This is a genomic window from Cribrihabitans pelagius, from assembly GCF_048820915.1.
Taxonomy (GTDB): Bacteria; Pseudomonadota; Alphaproteobacteria; order Rhodobacterales; family Rhodobacteraceae; genus Cribrihabitans_A; species Cribrihabitans_A pelagius.
Genome location: NZ_JBMERR010000006.1, coordinates 16,046 through 35,617, shown reverse-complemented (window position 1 = coordinate 35,617; position 19,572 = coordinate 16,046). Strand labels below are relative to the sequence as shown.

Sequence of the window (19,572 nt, the reverse complement as noted above, 5' to 3'; positions counted from 1 at the left end):
TTGCATGATACCACGTTTCCGTGCCGGGCGGACCGTTGCGGGCCGCCCGGCGGCCTCTTCAGGCTTCTCCGCGGCCTTTCGCCAGGGTGATGCGCAGCGCGTCCCAGAGCGAGGGCAGGAGCACCAGCGACACCGGCACTGCGGTGACGACGATGAAGCTTTGCAGCTTGCTGACGCCCCCGGACCCGAGCGAGATCAGGATCACCGCCATCAGCCCCATGCCGATGCCCCAGAACACCCGGACCGGCATCGACGAGCGGTCTTCGTCCGACATGGCAACCGAGATCACGTAGGTCATCGAGTCCCCGGTTGTCGCCACGAAGATGGTGGTCAGCACCAGGAACAGCAGCGACACGATGAAGCCCATTGGCAGTTGCTGGGTGATCGCGAGCAGCGCGGCGGGCAGGTTGAACCCTTCGAAGGCCGCCGAGACCGATCCGGGATTGCCGATCTCGAAGGCGATGCCCGATCCGCCGATGATGGTGAACCAGAAGGTGGTGATGACCGGCGCCACCAGCGACAGCATGATCACGATCGACCGGATCGACCGCCCGCGCGACACCCGGGCGATGAAGATCGCCATCAGCGGCCCGTAGCCCATGAACCAGCCCCAGAAGAACACGGTCCACCAGCCCAGCCAGCCCGGCTCGCCGAACAGCCCCGCCTCGCCGCGGTAGAGCGCCATGCCGAAGAAGTTGCCGAGGTAGGACCCAAACCCTGCGAAGTAGCTCTTGAAGATGAAGGCGGTGGGTCCGAACACCAGCATGAACAGCAGGAGTCCCGCGGCGAGGATCACGTTGATCTTGCTCAGGAGCTGGATGCCGCGGGTCAGACCGGACATGGCCGAGACCGTGTAAAGCGCGACCAGCCCCGCGATCACCATCGCCTGGGTGGCGAAGCTGTCGGGGATGCCGAACAGCGCGTTCAGCCCGTAGCTCACCTGAAGGCCGAGAAAGCCGATCGGCCCCACCGTTCCGGCGACGACGGCGATAATGCAGGAGGCATCGGCGATCAGCCCGATCGGCCCCTTGATGGCGCGCTCGCCAAACAGCGGATAGAGCAGCGTGCGCGGCGCCAGCGGCAGGCCCTTTTCGTAGTGGTAATGCATCAGCATCACAGTGCTGAGCGCGCCGAGGATCGCCCAGGCGAGGAAACCCCAGTGCATGAAGCTCTGCGCCAGCGCCGGGGCGACCGCTGCCTCCGTGGCGGCCTCGGCGCCGAAGAGCGGCGGCGAGGACAGGAAGTGCGCCATCGGCTCACCCGCCGCCCAGAACACGCCGCCCCCGGCCAGCAGGGTGCACATGATCATCGAGCCCCACTGGAAGACCGAAAATTCGGGGCGCGCCAGCCCGCCCATGATCGCGCGGCCGCCTGGCAGGACGGTCAGCACGAGGCCGATCAGGAAGGTGGCAAGCAGCAGCACCTGCCAATAGAGACCGAAATACTTGGCCGAGAAGGCGAAGCTGCTGTCGACAAGGGCCGACAGCAGTTCAAGGTCGGCGAGCGCTATCAGGCAGAAAACCGCGATGAAGCCGCCAGTTATCGCGAAAAGCGGCTTGTTGATATGGCCGGTTCCTGGCGTCTCCGCCACCGGGCTTTGGGTCTGGTCCGTCATTCCATCCTCCCTGAAGGAATTTCGCCGTCTGGCGCGCGGGTTATTCCGCCGCCTGCCTTGCCTGCGCCGCACCTGCGGCACCGAAGCTTTCGTCAAAGAAGCGCAGCCAGTTCTCTCCCATGATCCCGGCCACCTCCCGGGCGTCGAAGCCAACGGCGCGCAGGCCGGCCTCGATGCGGTTGAAATCCCGGTTGTCGCGGAACCAGTCCGGCATGTCCGGGAACCCCGGCGCCGCGGCCGAGCCCTCGCCATAGTCGGTCCGCTTGGTCCAGCGGCCCATGCGCATCCACTCCACCACGCTGTCGGGATGGTCCTGGCACAAGTCCGATCCGATCCCGAGGCTGCGGGTGCCGGCCGTCTCGGCGGTCCGTGCGACCATCTCGCAGAAACTTTCGAGCGTGCAGGCGCTCTTGTCCTTCAGGTGGTGCGGATAAAGCGAGAAGCCGAGCATCCCGCCGCTTTCGGCCAGCGCGCGGATCACCTCGCCGGACTTGTTGCGCAGCGCCGGGGCCCAGCTTGCCGGGTTGGCGTGGGTGATCGCGATCGGGCGCGAGGAATGCTCGATCGCTTCCAGCGTCGAGCGATCGGCGGAATGGCTCATGTCCACGACAAGGCCCACCCGGTTCATTTCGCCGATCACCTCGCGGCCCATGCGGGTCAGCCCCGGGTCCTCGGCCTCGTAGCAGCCGGTGGCGAGCAGCGACTGGTTGTTGTAACTCAGCTGCATGAAGCGCGCGCCGAGCGTGTGAACGATTTCGACGAGGCCGATGTCGTCCTCGATCGGGCTGGGGTTCTGGAAGCCGAAGAAGATCGCCGTGCGGCCTTCCGCCTTTGCGCGGCGCACGTCGGCGCCGGTCCGGCCCTGGAAAATCAGGGCCGGGAACTGCTCGAACCAGCGGTTCCAGCGCTCGATGTTGAGCACGGTCTCGCGAAAATTCTCGTGGTAGGCGATGGTTACATGCACCGCATCCACGCCGCCCTCGCGCATCTGGCGGAAGATTTTCTCCGACCAGTTGGCATATTGCAGGCAATCGATGCGGTAAGTCACGCCAGCTCCTCCGGTGTGCCGGCCGCGATATAGGCGGTCTTGACCGTGGTGTAGAACTCGGCGGCGTAGGAGCCCTGTTCGCGGGGGCCGTAGGACGAATTTCCGCGGCCGCCGAAGGGGACGTGGTAGTCGGTGCCCGCGGTGGGCAGGTTGACCATCACGCAGCCGGTGCGCGCGTTGCGGCGGAAATGCGTGGCCCGCGCGATGGAGCGGGTGACGATGCCTGAGGTCAGCCCGAATTCGGTATCGTTCACCACTTCGAGCGCCTCGGCATAAGAGCCCGCCTTGATCACGCAGGCGATGGGGGCGAACATCTCCTCGCGGTTGATGCGCATTTGGTTGGTGGTGCCGGTGAAGACCGCCGGAGACATGTAGCAGCCCTCGGTTCCGAGGCTCAGCCGCTCGCCGCCGCAGGCCAGGGCCGCGCCTTCGGATTTGCCCAGTTCGATGTAGGCGAGATTGGCCGCCAGCTGCTCTTCGCTGACAACGGGGCCGATCTGCGTGCCCTCCGCAAGCGCGTGGCCAACCTTCATCGCCTTGGCGCCCGCGACCAGCTTCTCGACGAAGGCGTCATGCACGGCCTCATGCACCACCAGCCGCGACGAGGCGGTGCATTTCTGCCCTGTGCCGCCGAAGGCGCCGCCGAGCGCGAGGCTGACGGCGAGGTCGAGGTCGGCGTCGTCCATCACTGCAAGCGCGTTCTTCGAGCCCATTTCCATCTGGACCTTTGTAAAGTTCTGAACGGCGGCGGCGGCGATGCCGCGGCCAACCGGCACCGAGCCGGTGAAGGAGATCGCGTCGAGCGCGGGGCTGTCGACCAGCTTCTGCCCGATCTCGCGGCCCGCGCCCATGACCAGGTTGAACAGCCCTTCGGGGATATCCTGCCGCGAGATGATCTCGGTCAGCGCGACCGCCGAGGCCGGGGTCAGGTTGGCGGGCTTCCAGATCACCGCGTTGCCGAAGGCCAGCGCCGGGGCGATTTTCCAGCTCGCGGTGGCGGTGGGAAAATTCCAGGGGCTGATCACGGCGACCACCCCCACGGGTTCGCGGCGCACGTCGATCTCGACCCCGGCGCGCACGCTGTCGGCGGTGTCGCCAATCTGGCGCAGGCACTCGGCCGCGTAATAGGTGAAGAACTGGCCGGCGCGGTAGACCTCGCCCTTGCCTTCGGCCAGAGGCTTGCCTTCCTCGCGGGACAGAAGCTCGCCGAGTTCGGCCGAGCGTGCCATCAGCTCGGTCCCGATTGCCATCAGCACGTCGTGGCGCCGTTCGGGGCCGCAGCCCGCCCAGACCGCCTGCGCCCGCCGCGCCGCCGCGAGAGCATCGTCGAGCTGTGCCGCGCTGGCTTGCGCGTAACGGCCGACCAGCTCGCTCAGATCCGAAGGGTTGCGGTTTTCAATTTCACCGCTGCCGGAGACCCAGGCCCCTGCGATGTAATTGCGGTTGAGGTCGGTCATGACGTTCATCGGCTGTCTCCTGTCTGCACCGGGGCGTCCCGGACGTGGCTGGAGACAGTAGGCCTGACACAGCGCCTTCAATCAAATTCGAATGGATTGAATTTACTTCAGCGAAATTGAATTTACGCGGTTCTGTGAGCCACCGTTTCGGCTTCGAGCACGGTCAGAAACGCGCGGGCGGCCGGAGGCAGCAGGCGGCGCGGCTGGGAGACCAGGTAGAGATGCCGCTGCGCCCCGCTCCCGGCAAGAGGCAGAAAGGCCAGCCCCTCATCTTCCTGCGGCACGGCGCGGCGGGGCAGCAGCGTGAGGCCGACGCCGCCGCGCACCAGCGCCAGAAGCGAGGCGGTGTTGGGCACCGACATCTGGGCTGCTTCCAGGATCGGGGCAAACTCCGGCTCCTCGATCAGGAGGCAAAGCCCGTGGGTGATGAAATCGCGGCCCTCCAGATCGCGCCACCCCACCGGACTGCCGGGCCGCGCGAGCGGATCACCGGGGGTGCAGACCACGCCGAACGGGTCCGAGAAAAGCAGCTTGCGTTCGAATCCCAGTCCGGCCGCGATGCTGCCCAATCCGATATCGGCGCGTTCGGCCTCCATCTCGCGCTGTACCGATGCGCTGTCCATATCGCGCATGTCGATGCGGACCTTCGGGTGATCGCGGCGGAAGCGCCGGATGACCGCGGGCAGGATCGCCGTCGCGACAGATGGGGTGACAGCCAGCCGCACCTGCCCTTCCTCGGCACGTGACAGCCCTTCGATCGCTGCAACGGTCCCCCCGAAATGCTCGACCCCGCGCCGCGCCTCGCCGTAGATCATCTCGCCCAGAGGTGTCAGGCGCGACTTTCGCGCCGTCTCGAACAGCGCCGCGCCGACGTGTTCCTCGAATTGCTTGAGCATCATGGAGACCGCCGAGGGCGTCCGCCCGAGCTGGCTCGCGGCGTCGTTCAGACTGCCCTGCTGCACAACCGCGCAAAAGCAGCGCAGCATCTCGATCTTGATGGCCAAATTCAGATTTCCTGAAGTGGATTTCAGATAATGCATTTTGCCTGAAAGCGCGTCGGTTGTCTACAAGACCACCAGGTAACTGCAAGGAGCATCCAATGACTGACACCCTCACAAAAATCGGCGGTTCGCCCCGCTTCTCCGCGATTGCGATCCACAACGGCCAGGTGCATCTCGCCGGGCAGGTGTCGCAACTCAAGGACGGCGGCATCGAGGCGCAGTCGCGCGATGTGTTCGCAAAGATCGATGCCCTGCTGGCGGAAGCGGGGTCCAGCCGGGACGATCTGATCTCGGTACAGATCTGGCTTGCGGACATGGCGGATTACGACGGCATGAACGCGGTCTGGGACGATTGGGTTTCGGCGGTGACGCCGCCGACACGGGTTTGTGTGGAGGCCCGCATGGCGCAGCCGCATTATCGTATCGAGGCGTTGGCCATCGCTGCGGCAAAGTAGGCGGAGAGAACAGGGAAGCGCGCACGGAAGCCGGGCTTTTCCGGTGAGCTGACCAAGGAACAGCTGCTGCGCCTTTCCGCGATCCTGCAAAAACTCCATGCCGCCGCCGACGGTGATTGATTGACGCCCATCGGCGGGCAGGGGCGCCAGGCCGTTGATCAGCGGCTCCATGACCGGTTTGGGCTGCTGGTGCCCGTTGCGCGTTCCGACCGCGCAACGGCGGCCGCGCCCGGAACAGGCGAAGTGCCATGCCTTGCGGCCAAGGGCGACGCTCCGTGGCGCCGGGTTCCGCGGCAGTGTTCGTCAGGCAGGCCTTGCCGTTTCGCAGCGGTTCGCCCAATCGCGTCCTTTGGCGGCCACGGGCGGTTTGGCCACGGCGGGGAGGGCGGGCTGCAGGCGGGGCTGGACGATCCCAAGGCCAAGGCCGTCTGGGTGCGCAGCGGCGGTGATCCGATCCTGGATCCCGTTGTGATGCGCTAACCCTCCTGGCGCCGGTTCTCAATACCGGGCGCGCACGCTGCCGGTCTGCCCCCCGCCAGGAAAGACGGCTTTGCTATTGCCAGACGCCGCTGAGTAAACCCCTGCAATCAATCGCAAATCCCCTGCTTAGCTCCACGCGAAGCAGAGGTAAGCCATAGATTTCTTTCACCTGTTCCGGGGATGTGGAATTCCTGTCGGGGAAGAGCGGCAAGGCGGCAGCCTGCGCCGCAGGGCCAGGAGAGGGTTTCGGAATGGCGATCGAAAAGATAGACACGCTGGTTGTTGGTGCGGGCCAGGCGGGCATCGCCATGAGCGAGCATCTGAGCAACAACGGCGTGCCGCATCTGGTGCTGGAAAAGAACCGCATCGCCGAAGCCTGGCGCAGCGGGCGCTGGGACTCTCTGGTGGCCAACGGCCCGGCCTGGCACGACCGTTTCCCGAACCTCGAATTCACCGGCACCGATCCGGAGGCCTTTGCCGGCAAGGAGCGGGTGGCGGACTACTTTACCGAATATGCCGAACGCATCAAGGCGCCGGTCCGCACCGGGGTTGAGGTGCTGAAGGCCGAGCGCATCAATGGCGCCGGCGGGTTCCGGGCCGAGACCTCGGACGGGGTGATCGAGGCGCAGCGGATTGTCGCCGCCACCGGCGCCTTTCAGCATCCGGTGATCCCGCCGGTAGTGCCGGAGAGCGCGGCGGTGAACCAGCTGCATTCCTTCCATTACCGCAACCCCGATCAGCTGCCCGAGAGAGCAGTGCTGGTGGTGGGTGCAGGCTCCTCCGGCGCGCAGATCGCGGACGAGCTGAACCGCGCGGGCCGCAAGGTCTACCTGTCGGTGGGCCCGCACGACCGGCCGCCGCGGATGTACCGGGGCCGCGACTTTGTCTGGTGGCTGGGGGTGCTGGGCCTTTGGGACCAGGCAGCGATGGAGCCGGGCAGGGAGCATGTGACAATCTCGGTCAGCGGCGCCTATGGCGGCCGGACCATGGACTTCCGCCGCTTGGGCAGCGAAGGCGTGACCCTGCTGGGCCTGACCGAGTCTTATGAGGACGGGGTGCTGAACTTTGCCGGCGACCTGCAGGACAACATCGCCAGAGGCGACGCCGATTACCTGAAGATGCTGGATTTGGCCGATGCCTATGTGGCGCGCACCGGTATTGATCTGCCCGAGGAGCCGCAGGCGCGTGAGGCCTACCCGGACCCCGGAAGCCTGACCCGTCCGGTCCGGGCGCTGGATATGGCGGAGGCCGGGATCACCACCATCCTCTGGGCCACCGGCTTCCGCCAGGACTTCAGCTGGATGAAGGTCGATGCCTTTGACGCGCAGGGCCGCCCGCAGCATCAGCGCGGGGTGTCGGTGGAGCCGGGGATCTATTTCCTGGGCCTGCCCTGGCAGTCGCGCCGCGGCTCCACCTTCATCTGGGGGGTCTGGCATGATGCCAGGCATGTGGCCGACCAGATTGCCATCCAGCGCGATTACGAGGCCTACCGCGGCCCGGCCGGGCGCCGCGCGGACCAGGCCTGAACCGCTGCACCGCAGGGCCATCCCGCCCGGCGGCCCCCCATCCCGCCATGCCAGGAGGACACCATGGCCCACACCCGCATCCGCAAGTTCAACACGTCTGACACCTATCCGGAACAGAACCTGGACAACGACCTGTGCCAGGCAGTGGTGACCACCGGCGGCAAGACCGTTTACCTGCGCGGCCAGTGCCCGCAGAACCTGGACGATGCGAAGAACATCGAGAGCCACGATCCCGCCGAGCAGACCCATAAGGTGATGCAGAACATCCAGCAGCTGATCGAGGAATGCGGCGGCTCGATGGAGCATCTGGTCAAGGTGGTGGTCTATATCACCGATGTGCGCCACCGCGAGGCGGTCTACCGCACCATGGGCGAGTACATCAAAGGCGTGCATCCCGTGTCCACCGGGCTGGTGGTGCAGGCGCTGGCGCGGCCCGAGTGGCTGGTGGAGATCGACGGCACTGCCGTCATTCCGGACTGAGCCCAGGATTGAAGGGCGGGAACGAGGGGGCTGTCTGCCCCCTCGCGCTCCCCCGAGGATATTTTTGGCAGGAAGAAGAGCGGATCCAGCGCCTGCGGCTGATGTGGAGGGAAGACAATGACATTTTCGCTGGTGGCACGCTGCGCGGAGACAGGGATGTTCGGGGTGGCGATATCGTCTTCCTCGCCTGCGGTGGCGGCGCGGTGTTCCTTCGCGCGCGCGGGGGTTGGCGCGGTGGCCAGCCAGAATGTGACCGATCCCAGCCTTGGCCCCTTGGCGCTGGACCTGATGGAGCAGGGCATGACTGCTGCCGCCGCGGTCGCCAAGGTGCGCGAGATCGGGCGGTTCATCGACTTCCGGCAGGTGCTGGCGGTGGACAGCATTGGCGGCACCGCGATCCATTCCGGGCCGAATTCACTGGGGATCTGGACGCAGGCGGAGGGCAAGGATGTGGCCTCGGGCGGCAATCTTTTGGCCAATGACGGGGTGTGCCAGGCGATTGTGGATGGGTTTCAGGCACTTGAGGGCCATCTCGGCGACCGGCTGATTGCCGCGATGCGGGCCGGGCTGACGGCGGGCGGCGAGGCCGGGCCGGTGCATTCGGCAGGGCTAAAGCTCGTCGACAAGGTGAGCTGGCCGGTGGCGGATCTGCGCTGCGACTGGACCGAAGAGTGCCCGATCGAGGCCGTGGCCACCGTCTGGGAAATCTACAAGCCGCAGCTGGACGCCTATGTGCAGCGCGCGCTCGACCCGCGCGCGGCGCCGTCCTACGGCGTGCCCGGCGACGAATGAGCGCGGCGGAGCAGGGAGAAAGACATGCTGGACTACACCTACGACAACTGGAAATCCCGCGCCGCGGCGCTGTCCTTTAGGGCGCAGGCATTCATTGACGGCAAGTTTTCGGATGCGGCCTCGGGCAGGACATTTACAAGTGTGAACCCGGCGACGGGAGAGGTTCTGGCTCAAGTTGCGGAATGCGGCGAGGAGGATGTGAACCGGGCGGTGGCGGCGGGGCGTCGGGCGTTTGAGGACGGGCGCTGGTCGCGGATGGCGCCGGGCGGCCGCAAGGCGGTGCTGCTGCGGCTGGCCGAGCTGATCCGGGCGAACCTGGCAGAGATGGCGCTGCTGGACAGTCTGGACATGGGCAAGCTGGTCACCGATGCGGTGACGGTGGATGCGCCCGGATCGGCGCATTTCTTCCAGTGGTATGCCGAAGCCATCGACAAGGTCTATGACGAGATGGCACCCACCGGGCCGGGCGACCTGGCGCTGGTCAGCCGCGTGCCCTTGGGGGTTGTGGGGGCGGTGACGCCCTGGAACTTCCCGCTGGACATGGCGACCTGGAAGGCGGCGGCGGCGCTGGCGGCGGGCAACTCCGTGGTGCTGAAACCGGCCGAGCAGTCGCCGCTCAGCGCGCTGCGGCTGGCGGAGCTGGCGGCCGAGGCCGGGGTGCCGGACGGGGTGTTCAACGTGGTGCCGGGCTATGGCGCCACCGCGGGCAAGGCGCTGGGGCTGCATATGGATGTGGATTGCCTCGCCTTCACCGGATCGACCGCCACCGGCAAGAAGTTCATGCAGTATTCCGGCCAGTCGAACCTGAAACAGGTCTGGCCCGAGACCGGCGGCAAGAGCCCCAACCTGGTGTTTGCCGATTGCGAGGATCTGGACGCGGCCGCCGATATGGCCGCCTTCGGGATCTTCTTCAATCAGGGCGAGGTCTGCTCGGCCAATTCGCGGCTGTATGTGGAGCGCTCCATTCAGCAGGAATTTGTCGAAAAGCTGATCGCCCGCGCCGAGGCGACCCAGCCCGGCGATCCGCTGGACCCGGCCTCGAAAATGGGCGCCATCGTCGATGAGAAGCAGACTGAGGGCATCATGCGGTTAGTCGAGGCGGGCAAGGCGTCGGCCAGTCTGGTGGCGCGCGGCGCGCGCGTCACCGTCGATGGCAAGGGGTGCTTTGTGCAGCCGACGGTCTTTGATGATGTCAGCCACGACAACCCCCTGGCGCGGGATGAGATATTCGGCCCCGTCCTGTCGGTCATTCCCTTTGACAGCGAGGAAGAGGCCGTCGCCATGGCAAACGACTCGATCTATGGTCTTGCAGCCTCGGTCTGGACCGATAACCTCAGCCGCGCCTGCCGGGTGGCGGACAGGCTGCACGTGGGCACGGTTTCGGTCAACACGGTGGACGCGCTGTCGGCGCAGACGCCCTTTGGCGGCATGAAGCAGTCCGGGTTCGGGCGGGATCTGTCCTTGCACTCGCTGGAGAAGTACACTGCCCTGAAAACCACCTGGATCAAGTACAAACCTGATCCGCCAGACCCGGGAGAGCCTGCCTTTGCCAGTCCGATACACGCTGCGCCAGCTGGAGTATTTCGTGGCGGTGGGGGAGGTGGGCTCGATCGCGCTGGCCTCGGAAAAGGTGAACGTGTCGTCGCCGTCGATCTCGGCGGCGATTGCACAGCTGGAGCAGGAGTTCGGGCTGGCGCTATTTGTGCGCCAGCATGCGCAAGGCCTGGCGCTGACCCAGGCGGGGCGGGTGATGCTGGAGCAGGCCCGCACCGTGCTGCGCGAGGCGGACCGGCTGATGGACATTGCCGGCGACATCTCCGGCCAGGTGCGGGGGCCGCTGGCCATCGGCTGCCTCTTGACCTTTGCCCAGGTGGTGCTGCCCGCTGTGCGGCGCGTGTTCGAGGACCGCTACAAGGATGTGCATGTGCGCCAGATCGAGCTGGACCAGGCTGCGATCTTCAGCGGCATCCGGCGGGCGGAGATTGATATCGCGCTGACCTACAATCTGGATATCCCGGCGGATCTGCGGTTCATCACCCTGGCGGAGCTGCCGCCCTATGCGCTGGTCGGCGAGGAGCATCCGCTGGCGGAGCTGCCGGAGGTCACGGTGCAGGAGCTGCGCGAGCATCCGATGGTGCTGCTGGATCTGCCGTTCAGCGCGGAATATTTCCTGTCGTTCTTCCATGAGGCCGGGATCAAGCCCAATGTGGCCGAGCGCACCCGCGACATGGCGGTGATGCGCAGCCTGGTGGCCAATGGCTACGGCTATTCGATTGCCAATATCCGCCCCCTCAACGACCAGTCCCCCGACGGCAAGACGCTGAAGTTCATCCCGCTGAAGGGCGATTTGCGGTCGATGCGGATGGGGCTCTTGATGGCGCCGGATTCGGAGAATTCGATCACCATCCGCTCCTTTGTCGAGCATTGCGCGGAGCTGGTGAAGGCGGGCGCGCTGCCGGGCTTGAACGCCGCGCCCAAGGGCCAGGCCGCCGGCTTAGCGGCAGGCTAATCAATGCTTCCGCAAGCTGACCTTTAGCGCCCGGGCCAATCCTGTACCCTTTGGAGGCTGTTGCACCGAAGGAGAGGAAAATTGCGCGATCCCTGCTATGACATTCTGTTCGAGCCGATGAGGATCGGCCCGCTTACTGCCAAGAACCGGTTTTACCAGGTACCGCACTGCAACGGCGGCGGCTACCGTGACCCCTCTGCCGCCGCTGAGATGCGGGGCATCAAGGCCGAAGGCGGCTGGGGCGTGATTTTCACCGAACAGTGCGAGATGCACCACACCAGCGAGATCACCCCCTTCATCGAGCTGCGCCTGTGGGAGGACAAGGACATCCCGCAGCTGCGCAAGATGTCGGAGAAGATGAAAACGCACGGCGCGTTGGCCGGTATCCAGCTGGCCTATTCCGGGATCAACGGTCCGAACCTTTATTCCAAGGAGGTGCCGCTGGCGCCCTCCGCGCTGCCGATCCGCACCTTTACCAATGACCCGGTGCAGGCGCGTGCCTTGGACAAACAGGATATCAAGGACCTGCGCCGCTGGTTTGTGAATGCGGCGAAGCGGTCCAAGGACGCCGGGTTCGACCTGATCTGCCTGTATGGCGCGCATGGGTTCGGCATCTTCCAGCACTTCCTGAGCCGGGCCACCAATCAGCGCTCGGATGAATACGGCGGCAGTCTCGAGAACCGGGCGCGGTTCAGCCAGGAAGTCATCGGGGATATGCGCGACGCGGTGGGCGACAGCATGGCGATCACCCTGCGGGTTTCCTTGGATGAGACGATTGGCGAGCTGGGGTTCTCCAACGCCGAGGTGCGCGATTATATCGAGATGAACAAGGACCTGCCGGACCTGTGGGACCTGGCGCAAGGCAGCTGGGAGGACTGCTCCGGCCCCAGCCGCTTCAAGGAGGAGGCGGCGCAGGAGCAGCTGGTGCGCGGCATACATGAGCTGACGGAGAAGCCCATCGTCGGCGTTGGCCGCTTCACCAGCCCGGACGTGATGGCCAAGATGGTGAAAACCGGCACGCTCGATTTTATCGGCTGCGCGCGGCCCTCGATTGCCGACCCCTTCCTGCCGAAAAAGATCGAGGAAGGCCGCGTTGAGGACATCCGCGAATGCATCGGCTGCAACATCTGCATCACCGGCGACATGACCATGTCGATCAGCCGCTGCACCCAGAACCCGACCTTCATGGAGGAATGGCGCAAGGGCTGGCATCCGGAGAAGATGAACACCAAGGGCGGCAGCTCCAATGTGCTGGTGGTCGGCTCCGGCCCTGCCGGTTTGGAAGCCGCCTGGGCGCTTTGCCGCCGCGGCTACGACGTGGCGGTGGCCGAGGCCAAGGATGTGATCGGCGGGCGTGTGACCAGCGAACGCCAGCTGCCGGGGCTGAACGCCTGGGGCCGTGTGGTCGACTACCGCGACTACCAGCTGAGCCAGCGCTCGAATGTGGAGATCTACCACGGAAGCCTGCTGGACGCAGACAGCATCCTGGAGTTCGGGTTTGAGAACGTCTGCATCGCCACCGGCTCCGCCTGGCGCCGCGACGGGGTTTCCCGCCAGCACGTGGTGCCGATGCCGATTGCAGACGGCGCCAAGGTCTATACCCCTGACGACCTGATGGACGGCACAATCCCCGAGGGCCGCGTGGTGATTTATGACGATGACCACTATTACATGGGCGGGGTTCTGGCCGAGCTCTTGGCCTCCAAAGGCGCGCAGGTGACGCTGGTCACGCCGTCGGCCTATGTCAGCGACTGGACCAACAACACGCTGGAGCAGGTGGCAATCCATCCGCGCCTGGTCGAGGCCGGGGTGGAAATCGTGCTCAATCAGGGCATTACCGAAATCCACGCCGGTCACGTGGTCAGCAACTGCACCTATACGGACCGCACCTGGAATATTGAGGCGGACGCGGTGGTGATGGTTGCCTCGCGCATCGGCAACGACGCCCTTTATGAAGATCTCCTCAGCCGCCAGGCGGAATGGCTGGACGCAGGCATCAAATCGGTCAAACTGATTGGCGATGCGAACGCGCCGGGGCCGATTGCGTGGGCTACTTACGCAGGCCATCGTTATGCGCGGGAGCTGGACGGGCCGGACCTCGGCGATGCGCTGCCGTTCCGCCGCGAGATCACCGAGCTGGCCGCAGAGTGAGGAGAAAAGTGATGAGTGACGCAATTTACAAGACGGTTGATGTGGTGGGCAGCTCCGCCAGCAGCATCGAGGACGCGGTAAGCGGGGCGATTGCAAGGGCCTCCAAGACCATCGACCACATCAGCTGGTTCGAGGTCGGCGAAATCCGCGGCCATGTCGAAGACGGCAAGGTGGCGCACTACCAGGTCGGGCTCAAGATCGGGTTCCGGCTTGACTGACACTGCCGGGACGCTGGAGATCCTGGAGCGGCTGGTCGCCTTCGACACGGTCAGCCGCAACTCCAATCTGAGCCTGGCCGCCTATGCGAAGGGCTTCCTGGCCGACCGCGGATTTGCGGTTACGCGGCTGCCGTCGCCGGATGGCAGCAAGACCCGGCTGTATGCCGAGAAGGGCCCGGCCGGGCCGGGGGTTCTGCTGTCGGCGCATACCGATGTGGTGCCGGTGGACGGCCAGGAGTGGACCCGCGACCCCTTCCGCCTGACCCGCGAGTACGGCCGTGTTTACGGGCGGGGCACCACCGACATGAAGGGCTATGTGGCCAGCATTTTGGCGCTGGCGGACAGGGCCTCTCAGGCGGAGCTGCAAGAACCGCTGAAGATTGTCCTCTCATATGACGAGGAAGTCGGCTGCGTTGGCATCCAGCAGATGCTGGAGCGCCTTGTGCCGCTGACCGGCAGCCCGCGCGCCTGCTTCGTCGGGGAGCCGACGGAAATGCAGGTGGCAACCGGCCACAAGGGCAAGGCGGCGCTGCGCGCCATCTGCCACGGTCAAAGCGGCCATTCGGCCCTGGCGCCGGAGTTCACCAACGCGATGCATCTGGCGGCGGATTTTCTGAATGAACTGCGGGCGCTGCAGGCGGATTTCGCCGCTAATGGCGCGCGGGACGCGGCCTACGACATCCCTTATTCCACTGTCCATGCAGGGAAAATGTCCGGCGGCACCGCGCTCAACATCGTGCCGGACAGGGCCGATCTGACAGTGGAGTACCGCCATCTGGCCGCCGACCGGAGCGCGGATATCCTGGCCCGTATCCAAGCGGCGGCTGAAACTGTCAGTGCCCGTTTCCCGGCGCCGGAGGCGTACGTCGAGGTAGAGCAATACAATGCCTATCCCGGCCTCGTGCCGCCGGACAGCCCGGTTATCACCTACGCCGGAAAGCTCGCCCTCAGCAGCACTACCACCAAGGTCGCATTTGGCACCGAGGCCGGATTTTTCGGCCAGCTGGGCATTCCCACCGTGGTCTGCGGGCCGGGGTCGATGGCGGGGCAGGGGCACAAGCCGGACGAATATCTGGAGCTGAGCCAGTTGCACCTGTGCGCTGCGATGATGGACCGCCTGCTTGACGATCTGGCGGGCTGAACAAGGGCGCCACTCCTGTGCGGGAGATGCCGTGAAAATCGTTGAAATTAATCGTATTTCTAAGATTAGGCAAAGACTAACATTTGCTGAGGGAGACAATTCTTAGCGCCTTCGCAGGACCTTCCTATGCTGGATCAAACGTCATGCGGCAGAGGAGAGGCGCAAGTGCCCGGCAACACTACAAATGCGATTGATGTGCGCAGCGCAGTCAAGCGTTACGGAGACTTCACCGCCCTCAAGCGCATCTCGCTGACCATCACGGACAATGAGTTTTTCACCCTGCTGGGGCCTTCGGGCTGCGGCAAGACCACGCTTTTGCGGATGATCGCCGGGTTCGAGGATGTGACCGAAGGCGAGATCCTGCTGTTTGGCGAGGAGATCGCCAAACTCCCCCCGCATCAGCGGCCGGTGAACACCGTGTTCCAGAACTATGCGCTGTTCCCGCATATGACGATCCTGGAAAACGTCGCCTTTGGCCTGGAGATGCGCGGCAAGTCCAAATCCGAGGCCCGCACGCGCGCGGGGGAGATGCTGGAACTGGTCCAGTTGTCGCAATTCGCTGTCCGCAAGCCGTCTCAGCTCTCAGGCGGCCAGCAGCAGCGTGTGGCGCTGGCGCGTGCGCTGGCGCCGCAACCAAAAGTCCTGCTGCTGGATGAGCCGCTGTCGGCGCTCGATCTGAAGCTGCGCAATCAGATGCAGCTGGAACTGAAGCACCTGCAGCGCGAAACCGGGATCACCTTCATCTTCGTGACCCACGACCAGGAACAGGCGCTGACCATGTCCGACCGCATCGCGGTGATGTCGGCGGGCGAGATGCAGCAGCTGGGCACGCCGGCCGAGATCTATGAGCAGCCGCGCAACATGTTCGTGGCGGATTTCATCGGCGAGACCAACCTGCTGGAGGTTTCAGTGGATCAGGTCATGAACGGCCGCGCGACCTGCCATCTGGGCGGCGGCCAGGCGCTGACCTGCAATTCGGTCGAGGGCGTCGGGACCGGCGCCAAAGTGCATATGTCGGTGCGCCCCGAGCGGCTGTTCATGTCCGACGCACCGGTGGAGGCCGAAAGCCTCAAGGGACGGGTCGCCGAGAACATCTTCGCCGGCACCGACATCAGCACGCTGGTCGATCTGGCCGAGGGGCCGCAGTTCATCGTGCGCACCTCCAATTCCGACCGCGGCAACAAGCGGATCTTTGAGCCGGGCAGCGAGATTTTCGTCAACATGGAGCTGGGGGCCGGGCGCCTCCTGATGGACTGATGGCAGCAGGCGCAGCGACCGGCGGCTCAGCCCGCGCAGACACATACAAGGAAGCCCGCGGCTGGCTGCTGCTGCCGTCCTGGGCGGTGCTCGGCATCATTGTGCTGGGGCCCGTCTGCATGATGCTGGTCTATTCCTTCTTGACCAAGGAATTCCGCGGTGGGGTGATCTGGGAGTTCTCTCTGGCGGCTTATGACCAGTTCTTCTTTGACCGCGGGCTGTTCGGGGATGAGCTGCCCACCGTCGAATGGACCTATATCGCCATCTTCTGGCGCTCCATCTGGCAGGCCGGCGCGGCGACGCTGCTGAGCCTTCTGATCGGCTTCCCGACTGCCTATTTCATCGCCACAAGGCCCTCGCATGTGCGCCCGCTTTGGGTGTTCCTGATCACCATTCCCTATTGGGTGAACCTGCTGATCCGCACCGTCAGCATGAAGTTCCTGCTGCGCGACCAAGGCCCGCTGAATGACTTCCTGATCGGCACCGGGCTGATCGATTCACCGCTCCATATCGTCAACACCGACTTTGCGGTGCAGCTGGGGCTGTTCTACTCCTACCTGCCGTTCATGGTGCTGCCGGTCTATGCCGCGGTGGAGCGCTACAACTTCTCGCTCTCCGAAGCGGCCGCGGATCTTTACGCCAGCAAATGGACCACCCTGCGGCGGATCGTGCTGCCCGCGGTGAAACCGGGTGTGGTGGCGGGCTGCATCCTGGTGTTCGTGCCCTCAATGGGCTCCTTCCTGGCGCCGGATCTTCTGGGCGGGGCCAAGAACTTCATGATCGGTTCGCTGATCGAGGAGCAGTTCAAGGGCAACGCGGGCAACTGGCCGTTTGGGGCCGCTGCTTCGATGATCCTGCTGACCATGGTGCTGATCATCCTGATGTTCTCCGCCCGCCAGCAGGCCAAGGCAGACAAGGCAGGGGGCTGAGTCATGGCGCATGTGAATGACAGCATCAAAACCTACAGGGGCTTCCGGCGATCACACTGCTCTGTCTGGCGGTCCTGTACGCCCCCTTGGTGATCGTCACCATCTACAGCTTCAACGCCTCCCCATCTATCACCAACTGGGAAGGGATCTCGTTCCGCTGGTACGCCGATGTGTTCACCGGTCCGGAGAGCGCCAAGTTCAAGAGCGCGGCCTTCAACAGCTTCACCATTGCCATCATGGCGGCGACCGCCAGCACTATGATCGCCACATTGGCGGCCACGGCGATGGTGCGCGGCGGCCAGTTCAAACTGCGCACGGTGTCCTTTGGCCTGATCAGCCTCCCGCTGATGGTGCCGGAGATCGTGACCGCGGTGGCGACGCTGATCTTCTTCAACGCCATCGGCTTTACCCGCGGCTATCTGACCGTTCTGGTCGCCCATATCGCCTTCTGCATCCCCTTTGCCTATCTGCCGATCTCGGCCCGGATGCATGGGATCGAGGACAGCTTCGAGCAGGCGGCGATGGACCTTTACGCGACTCGGCGGCAGGCCTTCACCCGGATCCTGATGCCGCTGATGGCGCCGGGCATCATCTCCGGTTTCCTGCTGGCCTTCATCGTGTCGCTCGATGACTTCATCATCACCAATTTCGTCAAGGGCGCGGGCGTCGAGACCCTGCCCACCGCGATCTTCGGCTCGGTCAAGCAGGGCATCAAATCCAACATCATGGCGATCTCGACCATGCTGCTGAGCGTCTCAATCGTGATGGTCACCATCAGCTACTTCGTCAGTAAATCCGACAGCAACAAATGAGCCCCCGGCAGAGCTGTCGGGCAAGATCAACGTGCTGGACAGCCAGGGCGAGATAATGGCGCTGGGATCGCTGCACCTGGGCATCCCGCAGTGCTCCACCGACCGCGACCAGCTGAAGGCGCTGAACGCGATGCTGCAGGGCGCCAAGCAGCATTGGGCCTCGTTCAACTCCGACACCGTCAAGGAGGTGCTGGTCTCCGGCGACGCCGCCGCAGGCATGATCTATGACGGCTTCGCCGCCAAGGCGCGAGCAGAGGGGGCCAATGTGGAATATGCCTTCCCCAAGGAGGGCTATGTGGTCTGGATGGACAATGTGGTGCTTCTGAAGGACGCGCCGAACCGGGAAAACGCGCTGAGATTCGTGGACTTCCTGCTGGAGCCGGAAAATATTGCGGCGGTTTCCAATTTCGCTCGCTACAATAATGCCGTCGTGGGAGCGGAAGAATTCCTTGATGCCGATCTGAAAGTTCAGCCTGAAAACAACCCGCCAGCGGAGGCAGGGGCCAGCGTCTTTATTGAAGTCTGCGATGAAGAAACGCAGTCCATTTACGACCGGATCTGGACCAACCTCAAGAAGTGAATTCCGGGGCGCAGGTTGCGGTGCTGTCCGCAACCTGTCCGCATCCCATTGCGGAGGGTTCAATGGAAACGACCCATACCGAAAAGCACAAATTGCGTGACGCCGAAACCGAACTATTTGGCGGAGAGCTGGACCCTCCCCGCGAGGGGCAAAGCCGGGCTGAGTACATTCCGGACCGTGTCAATGCTGAGGGCTTAAGTCACGTTTCAGAACCTGCTGATTTCGGGCTCGAGCCGAAGCACACGATTCATCGCACGGAATTCGTCAGCTTCCTGCGTGCTGCCTGGCCAGAATGGACGGCCGAAGGCTTCAAGGGCGAAGCAATCCTCTCTGCTTTGCCAGCCCGGCGCATGACGCAAAAAATGCCCCCGCATTATTGAGGGAATACCGGGGAATTACGCAAATGCAATCGAAGCCAGCCTTTCAGAAGGCGCTGGGGAGGCGGCCTATGCCAGCGCGCGGGCCGCTCTGACCGGGGCGCAGCGCTTGCAGCAGGTCAAAAGGTGTCTTTTCGCTGTGCCATCTGCCGGGGCACCACGCAACCGGTAACATGTTCGGCGGTTTCTGATTCCTGACCATCGCGGCAGTCGCAGCGCAATCCCAGCTGGACAATGGTGCAAACAGAGTCGCTATCCCGGATGTGGACTTCCGCCACGGCAAAGGTACCCAGGATATCTTTATAAACGCGATGATGTTCTGTTTGTGTCGCTGCATGGCGACCCGATGGGCACATATCCCCGTTTCCTGACCCATTCGGACGAAATCGGAAAAGGCAGGGGAACAGGCTTCAACGTGAAATTGCCGATACCGCCCGGCACCCCCTTTGGCGTCTGGCGGCAGGCACTTGCAGAAGGACTGAGCCGTATCGATGCCTTTGGCGCCGACGCGCTGGTCGTCTCGCTCGAAGTGGATACATCCAAAAACGATCCCATCAGCTTTTTCAAGCTGAAGACGGCAGATTTCACGCACTGTGGCGCGGATATTGCCAAACACTGCTTCCCGGCATTGTTCGTGATGGAGGGAGGATATGATGTGGAAGAAATCGGAGTGAATGCGGTAAACGTGTTGGCGGGTTTCGAGGGCTATTGAACGTCCGAGTGCGGCCAACCCAAACGTTACAT

Annotated in this window: 17 protein-coding genes and 2 pseudogenes; 15 read left to right on the top strand and 4 right to left on the bottom strand. The window is 64.3% G+C overall.

Annotated features, from left to right (window positions below):
* Positions 1-58: 58 nt before the first annotated feature.
* The 4 genes from ACOHX0_RS06845 to ACOHX0_RS06830 form a co-directional block, all read right to left on the bottom strand.
* Positions 59-1,615 carry a BCCT family transporter gene (locus tag ACOHX0_RS06845; protein WP_420675938.1) on the bottom strand — a complete coding sequence of 519 codons (1,557 nt, stop codon included), beginning with the start codon at positions 1,613-1,615 and terminating at the stop codon, positions 59-61.
* 40 nt (positions 1,616-1,655) lie between these two features.
* On the bottom strand, positions 1,656-2,663 hold the full coding sequence (locus ACOHX0_RS06840) for a membrane dipeptidase (RefSeq protein ID WP_420675937.1): 1,008 nt from the start codon (positions 2,661-2,663) through the stop codon (positions 1,656-1,658).
* Positions 2,660-4,120, bottom strand: coding sequence for an aldehyde dehydrogenase family protein (locus tag ACOHX0_RS06835; RefSeq protein WP_420676095.1), 1,461 nt, complete (start codon positions 4,118-4,120; stop codon positions 2,660-2,662). The genes ACOHX0_RS06840 and ACOHX0_RS06835 overlap by 4 nt, the downstream gene beginning before the upstream one ends.
* A 122-nt stretch (positions 4,121-4,242) precedes the next feature.
* Positions 4,243-5,124, bottom strand: coding sequence for a LysR family transcriptional regulator (locus ACOHX0_RS06830; protein ID WP_420675936.1), 882 nt, complete (start codon positions 5,122-5,124; stop codon positions 4,243-4,245).
* A 95-nt stretch (positions 5,125-5,219) separates the two neighbouring features.
* Between ACOHX0_RS06830 and ACOHX0_RS06825 the strand changes: the two genes are divergently transcribed.
* The 15 genes and pseudogenes from ACOHX0_RS06825 to ACOHX0_RS06755 all read left to right on the top strand — a co-directional run bounded on the left by ACOHX0_RS06825 (position 5,220) and on the right by ACOHX0_RS06755 (position 19,540).
* Positions 5,220-5,576, top strand: coding sequence for a RidA family protein (locus ACOHX0_RS06825; RefSeq protein ID WP_420675935.1), 357 nt, complete (start codon positions 5,220-5,222; stop codon positions 5,574-5,576).
* A gap of 731 nt (positions 5,577-6,307) precedes the next feature.
* Entirely contained in the window at positions 6,308-7,582 is a 1,275-nt protein-coding gene (locus ACOHX0_RS06820; protein WP_420675934.1) for a flavin-containing monooxygenase, read from the top strand.
* 63 nt (positions 7,583-7,645) lie between these two features.
* Positions 7,646-8,062 carry a RidA family protein gene (locus ACOHX0_RS06815; RefSeq protein WP_420675933.1) on the top strand — a complete coding sequence of 139 codons (417 nt, stop codon included), beginning with the start codon at positions 7,646-7,648 and terminating at the stop codon, positions 8,060-8,062.
* 117 nt (positions 8,063-8,179) lie between these two features.
* A complete protein-coding gene (locus ACOHX0_RS06810; protein ID WP_420675932.1) occupies positions 8,180-8,854 on the top strand; it encodes a DUF1028 domain-containing protein in 675 nt (224 codons plus the stop codon).
* Positions 8,855-8,878: 24 nt separating this feature from the next.
* Positions 8,879-10,369 (top strand): annotated as a pseudogene (locus ACOHX0_RS06805) (aldehyde dehydrogenase); the annotation flags it as partial.
* 70 nt (positions 10,370-10,439) lie between these two features.
* Positions 10,440-11,363: a LysR family transcriptional regulator gene (locus ACOHX0_RS06800; protein ID WP_420675931.1), complete on the top strand. Its 924-nt coding sequence runs from the start codon at positions 10,440-10,442 to the stop codon at positions 11,361-11,363.
* A gap of 81 nt (positions 11,364-11,444) precedes the next feature.
* The gene (locus tag ACOHX0_RS06795; protein ID WP_420675930.1) at positions 11,445-13,514 is read left to right on the top strand and encodes an oxidoreductase; all 2,070 of its coding nucleotides are present in this window, start codon (positions 11,445-11,447) and stop codon (positions 13,512-13,514) included.
* An 11-nt stretch (positions 13,515-13,525) separates the two neighbouring features.
* Complete coding sequence (locus ACOHX0_RS06790; protein WP_027233974.1) at positions 13,526-13,732, top strand: dodecin; 207 nt, start codon at positions 13,526-13,528, stop codon at positions 13,730-13,732.
* Positions 13,725-14,873, top strand: a complete 1,149-nt coding sequence (gene argE, locus ACOHX0_RS06785; protein WP_420675929.1) for an acetylornithine deacetylase — start codon at positions 13,725-13,727, stop codon at positions 14,871-14,873. Before ACOHX0_RS06790 ends, argE begins: the two co-directional genes overlap by 8 nt.
* 126 nt (positions 14,874-14,999) lie before the next feature.
* A complete protein-coding gene (locus ACOHX0_RS06780) occupies positions 15,000-16,130 on the top strand; it encodes an ABC transporter ATP-binding protein (protein WP_420675928.1) in 1,131 nt (376 codons plus the stop codon).
* Positions 16,130-17,059, top strand: a complete 930-nt coding sequence (locus ACOHX0_RS06775) for an ABC transporter permease (RefSeq protein ID WP_420675927.1) — start codon at positions 16,130-16,132, stop codon at positions 17,057-17,059. Before ACOHX0_RS06780 ends, ACOHX0_RS06775 begins: the two co-directional genes overlap by 1 nt.
* 89 nt (positions 17,060-17,148) lie before the next feature.
* Positions 17,149-17,871, top strand: a complete 723-nt coding sequence (locus tag ACOHX0_RS06770; protein WP_420676094.1) for an ABC transporter permease — start codon at positions 17,149-17,151, stop codon at positions 17,869-17,871.
* A 1-nt stretch (position 17,872) separates the two neighbouring features.
* Positions 17,873-18,451 (top strand): annotated as a pseudogene (locus ACOHX0_RS06765) (extracellular solute-binding protein); the annotation flags it as partial.
* A 62-nt stretch (positions 18,452-18,513) separates the two neighbouring features.
* The gene (locus ACOHX0_RS06760) at positions 18,514-18,831 is read left to right on the top strand and encodes a hypothetical protein (protein ID WP_420675926.1); all 318 of its coding nucleotides are present in this window, start codon (positions 18,514-18,516) and stop codon (positions 18,829-18,831) included.
* A gap of 322 nt (positions 18,832-19,153) precedes the next feature.
* Entirely contained in the window at positions 19,154-19,540 is a 387-nt protein-coding gene (locus ACOHX0_RS06755; protein ID WP_420675925.1) for an arginase family protein, read from the top strand.
* The last annotated feature ends 32 nt before the right edge of the window (positions 19,541-19,572 follow it).